This is a genomic window from Streptomyces sp. NPDC057136, assembly GCF_042670885.1.
Classification (GTDB): Bacteria; Actinomycetota; Actinomycetes; order Streptomycetales; family Streptomycetaceae; genus Streptomyces.
In genome coordinates, this window is sequence record NZ_JBHUUV010000002.1 from 227013 (window position 1) to 240256 (window position 13244).

Genomic DNA, 13244 nt, shown 5'->3' on the forward strand with positions numbered 1-13244 from the left:
ATCAGTTCCCCCCGTTGCCCTGCTGCTGTTGCCGCGCCCGTTCCTCCGGCGAGGGCCCGAACGTGTCGTCCACGGACCGGTCGAAGGCTTCTTGGTCGATGCCGAGGAAGTCGTTCATCATCTCGCTCTGCCGGCCGCCGTTCCCCTCGGTCACCAGCGCCCGCCCGGTGTCCTTCCAGGTCTGCCCGGCCTCGTCCGCCGCCCGCTGGAAGGACTCCGCGCTGTAGTCGGGACTGAGGTAGTCCGGTGTGAGCACGTCACCCCAGTTCTGCTTGACGATCTCGTCCTCGGAGGCGTGCGGATTGCCCACGGCCGCGTTGGCCACGACCTTCATCGTGCCCTGGACGTACTGGTCCTCCTCCCACACCATCCCGGCGGCCAGACCCAGCTTCGCCGCGATGGCGTTGGCGTCCTGGACCAGCGCTCGGACCCCCCACTCCCACCGCTCGCAGAAGTCCTCGAAGTCGACCGCCAGCCCATGGTGACCGGCCTCCATGCCGGTCATCGACAGATCCGACAGCCCTTTGCCCAGGACCGCTCCGGTACCGGTACCGATCTCCTTCAGCTCGGCCACCGCCGCCCGCAGTCCAGCGGTGATCTGCTGAACACTGGCCGGAGCTATGTTCAGCTCCTCCGCACCGCCGCCGCTCACCGTCCCCACCTCCCGTCCTGGGTCTGCGTACCCACCGTGGCCTGCGCCTCCTGCGCGTCGACGGCGACCTCGTCAGGCACGATCCCGGCCACCGGCGGGAAGAGCATCGAGCCATCTGGGTCGGCGATATTCACCGCGATACCTGCCGGCACCCCCATCGCCGGAATGATCTCGTCCAGCAGCCGCGCACCCCGCAACTCGGCGTACTCCCACGAGCGCCCGACCGCTCCGGCGTCATGCTCCGAGCCCCGCGCCCGGGTGAACCGTGCCAGCGCCTCTTCGTCGGTGAACCCGCACAACCAGCGGATTCCGCCGAGCTCCGCAGTCCACAGCCCACCGCCGTCGAACGGCACCAGCACCAACGCCCGCCGCAACTCACCGAGCATGGCCCGCGGATCACCGGCACCCGACCGTTGCTCCGCTATCCGCTCGGTCAGTGCTGTCCCGTCAGCCATGGAGCCCCCGTTCATCTACCGCCGCCCACCGGCCCTGCCACCGGTCCTGAATCCCGGCCCCGAACACCGTAGGACATCACGCTCGGCATGAATCCGCGGTTCCGTCGACCTGTCGGCCCCCCGTCGACCGGCGGCCTGGGACACGAGGCAAGGCAGGGTTACCGGGCGCATCAGGCGTAGCGTGGTTCAGACAACAAAGAAGCCCCGGGCCGCTGGCCTGGGGCTTTTGGTTCGAGCTGTGGAGCGGGTGACGAGAATCGAACTCGCGCTCTGAGCTTGGGAAGCTCATGTTCTACCATTAAACTACACCCGCGAAGCGCGCCGATGATCGGCAGTGCATCGTCGCACACTGTACCTCATGGCAGACCCCCGGCGTAGGCGCCGCAGGGTCTGCGTGGCGTTGGGGTGGGTGTGCGTTGGGGTGGACGCGGGTGTGGTGGGCGGGAGTTGAAGGCGTAGCGTGGTGGTCGGAGTGCCGCCTGGAGCGGCGTCCTGTTCATCCCCTAATGTGGCTTTCTCGTCCAAGGCTTGGTTGGGGAAGGGGCTTGATGGAGTCGATGGAGCGCACCGTCGTCCGTTGTGCCGAAGGGCACGTTTTTGCTACCTCGTCGTTCCCGATGCAGCAGCTCGGGTCCGGCCGGATCGGTCCCGGGCGGCTCATCCGCTGTCCGCGCTGTGCCCGGTTGAGGCAGGCGGTTCCCGTGGTGTTCGAGCAGCGGTAGGGCGTTCGGCCGGGGGTATCGGGTCGGGTCCGGGACCCGGAAGAAAGTGGCAGGCAGGCGCGCGAGGGCGGTCCGGTTGGGGCGGGCTCGCGCGTTCTGCGTATCCTCGGGACGTGCTTCTCTCAGATAAGGACATCCGGGCCGAGATCGACGCCGGACGGGTGCGCATTGACCCCTTCGATGCGTCGATGGTGCAGCCCTCGAGCATCGATGTGCGGCTCGACCGCTACTTCCGGGTGTTCGAGAACCACCGCTATCCGCATATCGACCCTGCCGTTGAGCAGACCGACCTGACCCGCACGGTCGAACCGGAGGGGGACGAGGCGTTCATTCTCCACCCCGGTGAGTTCGTGCTCGCCTCCACGTACGAGGTCATCTCGCTGCCCGACGATCTCGCGTCGCGGCTCGAGGGCAAGAGCTCGCTCGGGCGGCTCGGGCTGGTGACGCACTCGACGGCCGGGTTCATCGACCCCGGCTTCTCCGGTCACGTGACCCTGGAGCTGTCGAACGTCGCGACGCTGCCGATCAAGCTCTGGCCGGGGATGAAGATCGGGCAGCTGTGCATGTTCAAGCTCAGTTCGCCGTCCGAATTCCCGTACGGCTCCGAGCGGTACGGCTCGCGGTACCAGGGGCAGCGCGGGCCGACGGCCTCGCGCTCGTTCATGAACTTCCATCGGACGCAGGTGTGATGCCGGATGAGCGGTGACGTGCGGGAGAACCTGACGTACGAGGGTTTCGGGCTGGCCGTGCGCGAGCTCGCGCAGGCCGTGGCCGATGACGGGTACGAGCCGGATGTGGTGCTCAGCATCGCGCGGGGCGGGGTCTTCGTCGCGGGCGGACTGGCGTACGCGCTGGACTGCAAGAACATCCACCTGGTGAACGTGGAGTTCTATACGGGGGTGGGGACCACCCTGGAAATGCCCGTCATGCTGGCGCCGGTCCCCAACGCGATCGACTTCTCGCGCAAGAAGGTCCTCATCGCCGATGACGTGGCCGACACCGGCAAGACGCTGAAGCTGGTGCGGGACTTCTGCATCGATCACGTCGCCGAGGTGCGCAGCGCGGTCATCTACGAGAAGTCGCACTCGCTCGTGAAGTGCGAGTACGTGTGGAAGAAGACCGATCAGTGGATCAACTTCCCGTGGAGTGTGGAGAAGCCCGTCGTGCGTCGTGAGGGTCAGGTCCTCGACTCGTAGGACGGGACGAGGACAGCGGCGAAATTCGAAGAAGGGCCCCCGGCTTGTGCCGGGGGCCCTTCCGTTGTCGTACGGAGCCGCTCAGATCGTCCCGAGCTTGATGATCGACAGCAGGGCGATCAGCTGGATCGCGGATGCGCCCAGTGCCTTCGGCCACGGCAGGTCGTGCGACTTGCTCACCATGGAGGTGAACAGCGCGCCCGCGGCCAGCCAGGTGATCCAGCCGAGCACCTGGACCAGGGAGTTCTCGCCGCCCAGGAAGACCGCGAAGAGCAGGCGCGGGGCGTCCGTGATCGACATGATCAGCATCGAGAAGCCCACGGTCGGCTGCCAGGAGCCGGTGCCGCCGAGCTGACGGGCCAGGGTGTGGGTGACCGCGCCGAGGACCAGCCCGCCGATGACGAAACCGATGCCGGTGACGACGACGTACGGGACGGCGGTGGAGATCGTCGCGTTGATCGCCTCGTCGCGGGCCTGGTCGAAGCCGAAGAGCGCGAGCAGGCCGTAGAGGAACGTGATGACGAGCGCGGGGCCCCAGACCGGGTAGTCGCGCATCTGCCAGAACGTCGGGCCCGGGCGCAGCACGATGCCCTTGAGCAGGTCCTTCCAGGGCAGGCGCGGGCCTGCGGGCTGGGCGGGTGCCTGACCGGCGTGGTACGTGCTGCCGTCGCCGTACGGGTCCTCGTTGATGCTGAACGCCTGCGTGTGACCCGGGCTGTTGGCGTACGGGTCCTGCTGGGGCGGGGCCTGGTGATACGGATCGCCGAAGTACTCGGGCTCCCCGTGTCTGCCGGCGCTCTGCCCGGCGTGGTGCCCGCCGGTGCGAGGTCCGCCCTGGTGCCCGCCGCCGTTGTACGGCGCGCCGGTGCCTCCTGCCGGAGGCCACGACTGCTGGCCGTACGGCGGCGGTGGTGCCTGCGTGCCGTACGGCTGCTGCTGCGGGTGTTGTTGCGGGGTGCGGTTGTTGTCCCGGCCGCGTCCGATCCTGAATCCAGCCACGAATCGAACGTACCTGGTCCGCGTGTGTGTGGTGGGGGAGCCGGGGGATCCCGCCCGCCTTTGCGGCCGAGCTGTGACATCCACTAGGGGGTGCCCTCAGGGCAGGATCAGGGCAGGAACAGTGCCGTGCTGAACGTGAGGCGCGGGCGGTCCGCAGTCGTTGACGGGTACAGGGCGATCAGGTCCGTCTCCTCGCCCCGGTAGGTGCGGACGACGGTGTCGGGCTTCTTGTCGCCGTCGAAGTCCGCGTACCGGAGCAGAGCCGTCTCCGTGGGTCCCGAGCCGGTGCGGACCGGGGCCGTCGGGATGCCGTGTGCCGGGGCCTTGACGCGGTACGTGCCGCCGGGGCGGGCCGGGCCGTTGGCCGAGCCGAGCAGCAGGGTGGCCTTGGCGGGGGCGCCCGGCCGGAGGGGCTTGGCGGAGTGGACGAGGTCGTCGTAGCCGTCGCCGTTCGTGTCGGCGCGGGGCTCGGGGGCGGCGAGGTACGGGCCGCCGCCCGGCAGGGACGCGGCGGCGCGCGGGGCCGCGGCGCGGGTGAAGGGGCCGCGGAGGTAGCTGATCCGGCCCTCGCCCGCCGTGACGGCGAGGTCGGTGCGGTCGTCGCCGTCGAAGTCGCCGCAGACCGGGTGGTCGGGCCACTCGTTGCCGAACCGGGCCGCGTCGGGGATGCGGAGGGTGACGGCCTTGCCGGTGAGGCCCTCGGGGGAGCCGAAGAGGACCTGGAGCGGTACGGGCGGGCGGCCGATGCCGTTGTACGGCGGGTCCGTGGCCACCACCAGGTCGGTGAAGCCGTCCGCGTCGAGGTCGCACGCCGCCTCGGCGTCGAAGGCGACCGGGAGCGTGTCGCCGACCTTGGCCGCGTGGGTCCGCGCGCTCAGCAGCTGGCGCGCCGCCGGGTCGAGGCCGCCGTCGGCGGAGCCGTAGACGACGCCGATGCCGGCGTCGTCGCCGTGGCTGTCCTCCGGGGCCTTCACCAGGTCGTCGATGACGAGGTCGCGGTGCCCGTCGCCGTTGAAGTCGTCGGCGGTGCGGCTGCCCTTGCCGCGAGGGACGGGGATACGGGGGACGTCGGCCCGGCCGGCGAGGGCCTCGGGCGGGGCGTCGCCGTTCTTGCTCGCTCCGGCGGTGGGCGAGGACGAGGGGGCGTGGGCGGAGGAGGGGCTGCCGCATGCGGTCAGGAGGAGCAGGCAGGCGGTGCCCGCGGTGAGCGCGGCAGCTGCGGTCGCGGTGGACCTGGCGGTGCTCCTTGCCGTGGCTCGCGACAGGGCCGGTGTGATGCGTGTCCGCACGGGAGGCCCCTCATCCGTCGTGGTGCGTCGTGATGCGTGGAGATCCGGCCCGGCCGGCGTGCCCGGTGGGGCGGGGCGGTCCGACGCGTTCGAAGGTGTTCGGCCCACATGATGCTCCAGATGTCCCGGCGCGTACATGTCCCGGCGCGTACATGTCCCGATCACAGTCCCGATGACAGTCCCGATCACGGTTCCCGATCACACGCAGAAGCGGCCGGTCCTGCCCCCGAGGCAGGTCCGGCCGCTTCTGTTCGTACGACAGTGGATTACTTCACCGGTTCGGGCTCCGGTGCGTCCGCCGCTTCCGGCTCGCCCGCCGGGTCCGCCGGGGTCTTCACGGACTCCAGCAGCAGCTGCGAGACGTCGACCACCTGGATCGACTCCTTGGCCTGGCCGTCGTTCTTCTTGCCGTTGACCGAGTCGGTCAGCATGACGAGGCAGAACGGGCAGGCGGTGGAGACGATGTCCGGGTTGAGGGAGAGGGCTTCGTCGACACGCTCGTTGTTGATGCGCTTGCCGATCCGTTCCTCCATCCACATCCGGGCACCACCGGCGCCGCAGCAGAAGCCGCGCTCCTTGTGGCGGTGCATCTCCTCGTTCCGCAGACCCGGGACGCTCGCGATGATCTCGCGCGGGGGCGTGTAGACCTTGTTGTGACGGCCCAGGTAGCAGGGGTCGTGGTACGTGATCAGGCCCTCGACCGGAGTCACGGGGATCAGCTTGCCCTCGTCCACCAGGTGCTGGAGCAGCTGCGTGTGGTGGATGACCTCGTACTCGCCGCCGAGCTGCGGGTACTCGTTGGCGATGGTGTTGAAGCAGTGCGGACAGGTAGCGACGATCTTCTTCGACGACTTGGGCTTCTTCGTCGCCTCGTCCTCGTCGTCCTCCCCGAACGCCATGTTCAGCATGGCCACATTCTCCTGGCCGAGCTGCTGGAACAGCGGCTCGTTGCCCAGACGGCGGGGGGAGTCACCGGTGCACTTCTCGTCGCCGCCCATGATCGCGAACTTGACGCCCGCGATGTGCAGCAGCTCGGCGAAGGCCTTCGTGGTCTTCTTCGCGCGGTCTTCGAGTGCGCCGGCGCAGCCGACCCAGTACAGGTAGTCGACCTCGGAGAGATCCTCGACGTCCTTGCCGACGATCGGGACCTCGAAGTCGACCTCCTTGGTCCACTCGACGCGCTGCTTCTTGGCAAGCCCCCAGGGGTTGCCCTTCTTCTCCAGGTTCTTGAGCATCGTGCCCGCCTCGGACGGGAACGCGGACTCGATCATCACCTGGTAGCGGCGCATGTCGACGATGTGGTCGATGTGCTCGATGTCGACCGGGCACTGCTCCACGCACGCGCCGCAGCTGGTGCAGGACCACAGGACGTCCGGGTCGATGACGCCGTTCTCCTCGGCGGTGCCGATGAGGGGGCGCTCGGCCTCGGCGAGTGCCGAGGCGGGGACGTCCTTGAGCTGCTCGGCGGTGGCCTTCTCGTTGCCCTCCATGTCCTTGCCGCCGCCTGCGAGCAGGTACGGGGCCTTGGCGTGCGCGTGGTCGCGCAGCGACATGATGAGGAGCTTGGGGGAGAGGGGCTTGCCGGTGTTCCAGGCGGGGCACTGCGACTGGCAGCGACCGCACTCGGTGCACGTGGAGAAGTCGAGGATGCCCTTCCAGGAGAACTGCTCGACCTGGGAGACGCCGAAGACGTCGTCCTCGCCCGGGTCCTCGAAGTCGATCTCCTTGCCGCCCGAGGTCATGGGCTGCAGCGGGCCGAGCGCGACCGAGCCGTTGGCGTTCCGCTTGAACCAGATGTTCGGGAAGCCGAGGAAGCGGTGCCAGGCCACACCCATGTTGGTGTTGAGCGAGACCGTGATCATCCAGGTGAAGGACGTGACGATCTTGAGCGCCGCGACGAAGTAGGTGATCTGCTGGAGCGTGCCGAGGCTCAGACCGTCGAAGGCGGCGATCAGCGGGTACGAGGCGAAGAAGCCGGGCTCCCAGCCGTGGACGCCGTGCTGGGCACCCTCCAGGCCGCGCAGCGTCATGATGCAGACGCCGACGATGAGAATGACGGCCTCGACGAAGTACGCCTGCCCGGTCTTGGAGCCCGCGAAGCGGGACTTGCGGCCCGCCTTGCCCGGCCTGTTCAGCTGCCGGATCGCGATCAGGATCACGATGCCGAGGACCGTCATCAGACCGAGGAACTCGGTGAAGATCTCGTACGGCAGCCAGTCGCCGATGAACGGGATCAGCCAGTCGGCCTGGAAGAGCTGGCCGAAGGCGTTGACGATCGTCAGCAGCAGCGAGAAGAAGCCCACCGCCACGAACCAGTGTGCGAAGCCGACGATGCCCCAGCGGTTCATACGGGTGTGGCCGAGGAACTCCTTGACCAGCGTGATGGTGCGCTGTGTGGGGTCACCCGTGCGGGTGCCCGCGGGTACGGGCTGACCAAGTCGCACGAAGCGGTAGATCTGCGCGATGGCGCGGCCGAAAAGCGCGACGGCCACCACCGTGATGACCAGCGACACGATGATCGCGGCGAGTTGCATTTGGGGGCTCCTCGGGCCTGCGAGGGGTTGGGGTACACCAATGATTACGGATTACTAAGCAGTAACTTAATGAGTCTGTGACGACACTATCCACTTATTCCGCCACGCTGTAGCCGGGCAGGCGGTGATCTGCGTCGCTCAGGTGCGCCTTGCTGCCGCGAGGCCGCCGGTGCAGGGCTCCGTGCAGGGCCGCGCGCAGTGGAAGGCGTACCGCTTCCGCCAGAATCGCCAGGTCAAGCCCCACCCAGTGGTGCTCGGCGTAGTGCTGGTCGAGCAAGGCCGGTTCGTCCCAGGGCATCCCGGAGCGGGCCCGCACCTGTGCGAGGCCCGTCAGGCCCGGCCGCAGCTCCTGACGCCAGCGCCTGGCCCCTGGCCCCTCGGTCCTGGGGTCGCCCGGCGCGAGGGGTGCGGGACCGACGAGGGAGAGCTCTCCCCGTACGACATAGGGCAGCCGGGACAGCAGGTCGAGCCGGCAGCTGCGCGTGCGCAGGGAGCGCAGTTCGAAGGTCCGGCCGCCGAGACCGGTCCGCTGTTCGCGCAGCAGTACGCCGTCGGCCGGGCGTCGTGCGGCGAGCGCGAGGGCGCCCACGGCGAGCGCCGGTGAGGCGAGGGCAAGGAGCGCCGTGCCGAGCGTGAGGTCGAGGAGCCGCTTGGCCGTCAGCCGGGCCGTCGCGTACTCGATGGTGCGCGCCGCGGTACGGGTGAGGGCGGCCGCGGTCGCTTTCGCCACCGTCTCCGCTGTCCGGGAGCCTGCGTGCGCCCTCGTTCGTACCGCAGTCCGGTTCGCGTTCTGCATCGCACCTGCCCGGGGATCGATGGCGTGCCGGTTTTGACCGGCTCGCGGCATTTTGTGACAGAACGATCCCATGGTGCGATGGTGGGTCGGGGTGTGTGGCGCGCGCGAAGGGGCGGGTGTCGCCCTGTGGGGCGCGAGTCGCGCGATGGCACGGAGCGGCTCCTACGGGAAAACCGCTGGTGGACTCGGCTGTGAGCACCTTAGTTGAGTCGACTCGGCTCAGGTCTGTTGACTCTGGGGCGGGTGTCATGCATCCTTGAGTCAGATCCACTCAGGTATTCAGTTGGAGGAATTGAAATGGCACGTGCGGTCGGCATCGACCTGGGCACGACTAACTCCGTCGTGAGCGTTCTGGAAGGCGGCGAGCCCACCGTCATCACCAACGCCGAAGGCGCCAGGACCACGCCGTCCGTCGTCGCCTTCGCGAAGAACGGTGAGGTGCTCGTCGGCGAGGTCGCCAAGCGCCAGGCGGTCACGAACGTCGACAGGACCATCCGCTCCGTCAAGCGCCACATGGGCACTGACTGGAAGATCGACCTGGACGGCAAGAGCTTCAACCCGCAGCAGATGAGCGCCTTCATCCTGCAGAAGCTGAAGCGTGACGCGGAGTCCTACCTCGGCGAGAAGGTGACCGACGCGGTCATCACCGTCCCGGCGTACTTCAACGACTCCGAGCGTCAGGCGACCAAGGAGGCCGGCGAGATCGCGGGCCTCAACGTCCTGCGTATCGTCAACGAGCCGACCGCCGCAGCGCTGGCGTACGGGCTCGACAAGGACGACCAGACGATCCTCGTCTTCGACCTCGGTGGCGGCACCTTCGACGTGTCCCTCCTGGAGATCGGCGACGGCGTCGTCGAGGTGAAGGCCACCAACGGTGACAACCACCTCGGTGGTGACGACTGGGACCAGCGGGTCATGGACTACCTGGTCAAGCAGTTCGCCAACGGTCACGGCGTGGACCTGTCCAAGGACAAGATGGCTCTCCAGCGTCTCCGCGAGGCCGCGGAGAAGGCGAAGATCGAGCTGTCCTCCTCGACGGAGACCACGATCAACCTGCCGTACATCACGGCGTCGGCCGAGGGCCCGCTGCACCTGGACGAGAAGCTCACGCGCGCTCAGTTCCAGCAGCTCACCGCGGACCTTCTGGACCGCTGCAAGAACCCGTTCCACAACGTCATCAAGGACGCGGGCATCCAGCTCTCCGAGATCGACCACGTCGTTCTCGTCGGTGGCTCGACCCGTATGCCGGCCGTCGCCGAGCTCGTCAAGGAGCTCACCGGCGGTCAGGACGCCAACAAGGGCGTGAACCCGGACGAGGTCGTCGCCATCGGCGCCTCGCTCCAGGCCGGAGTCCTGAAGGGCGAGGTCAAGGACGTTCTGCTCCTCGACGTCACGCCGCTGTCGCTTGGTATCGAAACCAAGGGCGGCATCATGACGAAGCTCATCGAGCGCAACACGACCATCCCGACCAAGCGCTCCGAGATCTTCACGACGGCCGAGGACAACCAGCCGTCCGTGCAGATCCAGGTCTACCAGGGCGAGCGCGAGATCGCGGCGTACAACAAGAAGCTCGGAATGTTCGAGCTCACCGGTCTGCCGCCGGCCCCGCGTGGTGTGCCGCAGATCGAGGTCGCGTTCGACATCGACGCCAACGGCATCATGCACGTCGCTGCCAAGGACCTCGGCACCGGCAAGGAGCAGAAGATGACCGTCACCGGTGGCTCCTCGCTGCCGAAGGACGAGGTCAACCGGATGCGCGAAGAGGCCGAGCAGTACGCGGACGAGGACCACCGTCGTCGCGAGGCCGCCGAGTCCCGTAACCAGGGCGAGCAGCTCGTCTACCAGACGGAGAAGTTCCTCAAGGACAACGAGGACAAGGTTCCGGCCGACGTCAAGACGGAGGTCGAGGAGTCCCTCACCGAGCTGAAGGAAAAGCTCAAGGGCGAGGACACCGCCGAGATCCGTACCGCCACCGAGAAGGTCGCGGCCGTCTCCCAGAAGCTGGGCCAGGCGATGTACGCCAACGCCCAGGCCGAGGGTGCGACGCCGGGTGCGGACGCGCCGGGCGCCGGTCAGGCCGACGGTGACGACGTCGTCGACGCCGAGATCGTCGACGACGAGAAGGACACCAAGGGCGGTGCGGTGTGACCGAGGAGACTCCGGGCTTCGAGGAGAAGCCTGACGTCCCCTCCGGCGCCACCCCTGACGGAGCTGAGCCGAAGGACGCCACCCCCTCTCCGGAGGAGGCGTCCCCGGCCGGGGACTCAGTACAGACAGTCGGTCTGACGGCACAGCTGGACCAGGTCCGCACCGCGCTCGGTGAGCGCACGGGCGACCTCCAGCGGCTCCAGGCCGAGTACCAGAACTACCGCCGCCGCGTCGAGCGGGACCGGGTCACGGTCAAGGAGATCGCAGTCGCGGGTCTCCTGTCCGAGCTCCTGCCCGTGCTCGACGACGTCGGCCGCGCGCGGGAACACGGCGAGCTGGTCGGCGGCTTCAAGTCGGTGGCCGAATCGCTGGAGATGGTCGTCGCGAAGCTGGGCCTCCAGCAGTTCGGCAAGGAGGGCGAGCCCTTCGACCCGACGATCCACGAGGCCCTGATGCACTCGTACGCGCCGGACGTCACCGAGGACACCTGCGTGGCGATCCTGCAGCCGGGGTATCGCATCGGCGAGCGCACCATCCGCCCCGCGCGGGTGGCCGTGGCCGAGCCGCAGCCCGGCGCGACGCCGGCAGCGGCGAAGGAAGAGAAGACAGACGACGAGGAGAGCGGTGGCACGGAGGAGGTCTGACATTCAGTCCGACCACCTCGGTGCACACCGACCGGCCAGGAGCCCGGCCTCAGGGCCGGCTCCTCGGCCGATCGTCCGGAAGGAGGGACGTCGATGAGCACGAAGGACTTCGTCGAGAAGGACTACTACAAGGTTCTCGGCGTCCCCAAGGACGCCACCGACGCCGAGGTCAAGAAGGCGTACCGGAAGCTCGCCCGCGAGTTCCACCCGGACGCCAACAAGGGTGACGCCAAGGCGGAGGAGCGCTTCAAGGAGATCTCCGAGGCGAACGACATCCTCGGCGACAGCAAGAAGCGCAAGGAGTACGACGAAGCCCGCGCTCTCTTCGGCAACGGAGGCTACCGGGCCGGTCCCGGTGGCGCGGGGGGCAACTTCAACTTCGACCTGGGCGACCTCTTCGGAGGTACCCCGGGCGGCGGCCAGGCCGGCGGCGCCGGAGGGTTCGGCGGCGGCGGTCTGGGAGACGTCTTCGGCGGCCTCTTCAACCGCGGCGGTGCGGGCACCCGTGTCCAGCCCCGGCGCGGCCAGGACATCGAGTCCGAGGTGACGCTCAGCTTCACCGAGGCGGTCGACGGGGCCACGGTCCCGCTGCGGATGTCCAGCCAGGCACCCTGCAAGGCGTGTTCGGGCACCGGTGACAGGAACGGCACCCCGAGGGTCTGCCCGACCTGCGTCGGCACCGGACAGGTGTCGCGCGGCAGCGGCGGCGGCTTCTCGCTCACCGATCCCTGCGTGGACTGCAAGGGCCGCGGCCTCATCGCCGAGGACCCCTGCGAGGTCTGCAAAGGCAGCGGACGGGCGAAGTCGGCACGCACCATGCAGGTCAGGATTCCGGCGGGCGTCCTGGACGGCCAGCGCATCCGGCTGCGCGGTAAGGGCAGCCCGGGCGAACGCGGCGGACCGGCCGGCGATCTGTATGTCGTCGTCCACGTCGACGCCCACCCCGTCTTCGGCCGCAAGGGCGACAACCTCACGGTCACCGTGCCGATCGCCTTCACGGAGGCGGCGCTCGGCGGCGAGGTGAAGGTCCCGACGCTCGGCGGCCTCGCGGTCACCCTGAAACTTCCGGCCGGCACCCCCAACGGGCGTACGATGCGCGCCCGCGGCAAGGGTGCGGTCCGCAAGGACGGCACCCGCGGCGACCTTCTGGTCACCGTGGAGGTCGCGGTGCCCAAGGACCTCGCACCCGAGGCCCGGGAGGCACTGGAGGCATACCGGAAGGCGACCGCGGAGGAGGACCCGCGGGCGGAGCTGTTCCAGGCTGCGAAGGGAGCTTGAGATGGACGGCCGTCGACGTAATCCGTACCAGCTGACCGACGAATCACCGGTGTACGTGATCTCGATCGCGGCCCAGCTCTCGGGCCTGCACCCGCAGACGCTGCGCCAGTACGACCGCCTCGGCCTGGTCTCTCCGGACCGCACCGCCGGGCGCGGCAGGCGCTACTCGGCCCGCGACATCGAACTTCTGCGCACGGTGCAGCAGTTGTCGCAGGACGAGGGAATCAACCTGGCCGGCATCAAGCGCATCATCGAGCTGGAGAACCAGGTCGCCGCGCTCCAGCAGCGCGTCGCCGAACTCTCCACGGCGGTCGACGGGGCGGCGGTGGCCATGCAGCAACGCGAGGCCCAGGTACACGCCTCCTACCGCCGCGACCTGGTCCCGTACCAGGACGTGCAGCAGGCGAGCGCGCTGGTGGTGTGGCGTCCCAAGCCCAAGCGGGCTACGGACTAGGGTCTTTCGTTTGGATCAGGCCCCGCGAGCCCGGCATGATCCGAGCGAGAGGCCCTAGTTGCGTCCGCTGTCACGCA

General features: G+C 68.7%; 12 protein-coding genes and 1 tRNA gene. 6 read left to right on the forward strand and 7 right to left on the reverse strand.

The genetic code is table 11. The annotated features are described in order from the left end of the window. Nucleotide 1: 1 nt before the first annotated feature. From ACFT7S_RS03550 to ACFT7S_RS03560, 3 genes are all read right to left on the reverse strand, one after another. A complete protein-coding gene (locus ACFT7S_RS03550; RefSeq protein ID WP_382726389.1) occupies nucleotides 2–652 on the reverse strand; it encodes a hypothetical protein in 651 nt (216 codons plus the stop codon). Beyond that, complete coding sequence (locus tag ACFT7S_RS03555; RefSeq protein ID WP_382726390.1) at nucleotides 649–1107, reverse strand: hypothetical protein; 459 nt, start codon at nucleotides 1105–1107, stop codon at nucleotides 649–651. The genes ACFT7S_RS03550 and ACFT7S_RS03555 overlap by 4 nt, the downstream gene beginning before the upstream one ends. A gap of 239 nt (nucleotides 1108–1346) precedes the next feature. Then, nucleotides 1347–1420, reverse strand: a tRNA-Gly gene (locus ACFT7S_RS03560). A gap of 522 nt (nucleotides 1421–1942) precedes the next feature. Here ACFT7S_RS03560 and dcd point away from each other — a divergent pair. Together dcd and ACFT7S_RS03570 are read left to right on the forward strand one after the other, a co-directional pair. Continuing rightward, the gene (dcd, locus tag ACFT7S_RS03565; RefSeq protein ID WP_382726392.1) at nucleotides 1943–2518 is read left to right on the forward strand and encodes a dCTP deaminase; all 576 of its coding nucleotides are present in this window, start codon (nucleotides 1943–1945) and stop codon (nucleotides 2516–2518) included. Between the two features lie 6 nt (nucleotides 2519–2524). Continuing rightward, on the forward strand, nucleotides 2525–3025 hold the full coding sequence (locus ACFT7S_RS03570; RefSeq protein WP_328911052.1) for a phosphoribosyltransferase: 501 nt from the start codon (nucleotides 2525–2527) through the stop codon (nucleotides 3023–3025). A gap of 81 nt (nucleotides 3026–3106) precedes the next feature. Here ACFT7S_RS03570 and ACFT7S_RS03575 read toward each other — a convergent pair whose 3' ends face one another. From ACFT7S_RS03575 to ACFT7S_RS03590, 4 genes are all read right to left on the reverse strand, one after another. Then, a complete protein-coding gene (locus ACFT7S_RS03575) occupies nucleotides 3107–4024 on the reverse strand; it encodes a YIP1 family protein (RefSeq protein ID WP_382726395.1) in 918 nt (305 codons plus the stop codon). Between the two features lie 107 nt (nucleotides 4025–4131). Continuing rightward, nucleotides 4132–5313: an FG-GAP repeat domain-containing protein gene (locus tag ACFT7S_RS03580; RefSeq protein ID WP_382726398.1), complete on the reverse strand. Its 1182-nt coding sequence runs from the start codon at nucleotides 5311–5313 to the stop codon at nucleotides 4132–4134. 266 nt (nucleotides 5314–5579) lie between these two features. Then, a complete protein-coding gene (locus tag ACFT7S_RS03585) occupies nucleotides 5580–7847 on the reverse strand; it encodes a (Fe-S)-binding protein (protein ID WP_382726401.1) in 2268 nt (755 codons plus the stop codon). Between the two features lie 94 nt (nucleotides 7848–7941). Continuing rightward, nucleotides 7942–8577 carry a sugar transferase gene (locus tag ACFT7S_RS03590; protein WP_382726403.1) on the reverse strand — a complete coding sequence of 212 codons (636 nt, stop codon included), beginning with the start codon at nucleotides 8575–8577 and terminating at the stop codon, nucleotides 7942–7944. Nucleotides 8578–8940: 363 nt separating this feature from the next. On the opposite strand from ACFT7S_RS03590, the gene dnaK reads away from it, so the two are divergent. From dnaK to ACFT7S_RS03610, 4 genes are all read left to right on the forward strand, one after another. Next, on the forward strand, nucleotides 8941–10791 hold the full coding sequence (gene dnaK / locus ACFT7S_RS03595) for a molecular chaperone DnaK (protein WP_382726406.1): 1851 nt from the start codon (nucleotides 8941–8943) through the stop codon (nucleotides 10789–10791). Then, nucleotides 10788–11435, forward strand: a complete 648-nt coding sequence (gene grpE, locus ACFT7S_RS03600; RefSeq protein ID WP_382726408.1) for a nucleotide exchange factor GrpE — start codon at nucleotides 10788–10790, stop codon at nucleotides 11433–11435. Before dnaK ends, grpE begins: the two co-directional genes overlap by 4 nt. Before the next feature lie 93 nt (nucleotides 11436–11528). Then, complete coding sequence (gene dnaJ, locus ACFT7S_RS03605) at nucleotides 11529–12713, forward strand: molecular chaperone DnaJ (RefSeq protein WP_382726410.1); 1185 nt, start codon at nucleotides 11529–11531, stop codon at nucleotides 12711–12713. A 1-nt stretch (nucleotide 12714) separates the two neighbouring features. Continuing rightward, a complete protein-coding gene (locus tag ACFT7S_RS03610; RefSeq protein ID WP_382726412.1) occupies nucleotides 12715–13167 on the forward strand; it encodes a heat shock protein transcriptional repressor HspR in 453 nt (150 codons plus the stop codon). Nucleotides 13168–13244: the final 77 nt, after the last annotated feature.

What these genes read in the sequence shown, in the direction of transcription:
- ACFT7S_RS03555 (WP_382726390.1), bottom strand. Translation starts at nt 1,107, where the DNA reads ATGGCTGACGGGACAGCACTGACCGAGCGGATAGCGGAGCAACGGTCG.
- ACFT7S_RS03570 (WP_328911052.1), top strand. Translation starts at nt 2,525, where the DNA reads ATGAGCGGTGACGTGCGGGAGAACCTGACGTACGAGGGTTTCGGGCTG.
- ACFT7S_RS03585 (WP_382726401.1), bottom strand. Translation starts at nt 7,847, where the DNA reads ATGCAACTCGCCGCGATCATCGTGTCGCTGGTCATCACGGTGGTGGCC.
- dnaK (WP_382726406.1), top strand. Translation starts at nt 8,941, where the DNA reads ATGGCACGTGCGGTCGGCATCGACCTGGGCACGACTAACTCCGTCGTG.
- dnaJ (WP_382726410.1), top strand. Translation starts at nt 11,529, where the DNA reads ATGAGCACGAAGGACTTCGTCGAGAAGGACTACTACAAGGTTCTCGGC.
- ACFT7S_RS03610 (WP_382726412.1), top strand. Translation starts at nt 12,715, where the DNA reads ATGGACGGCCGTCGACGTAATCCGTACCAGCTGACCGACGAATCACCG.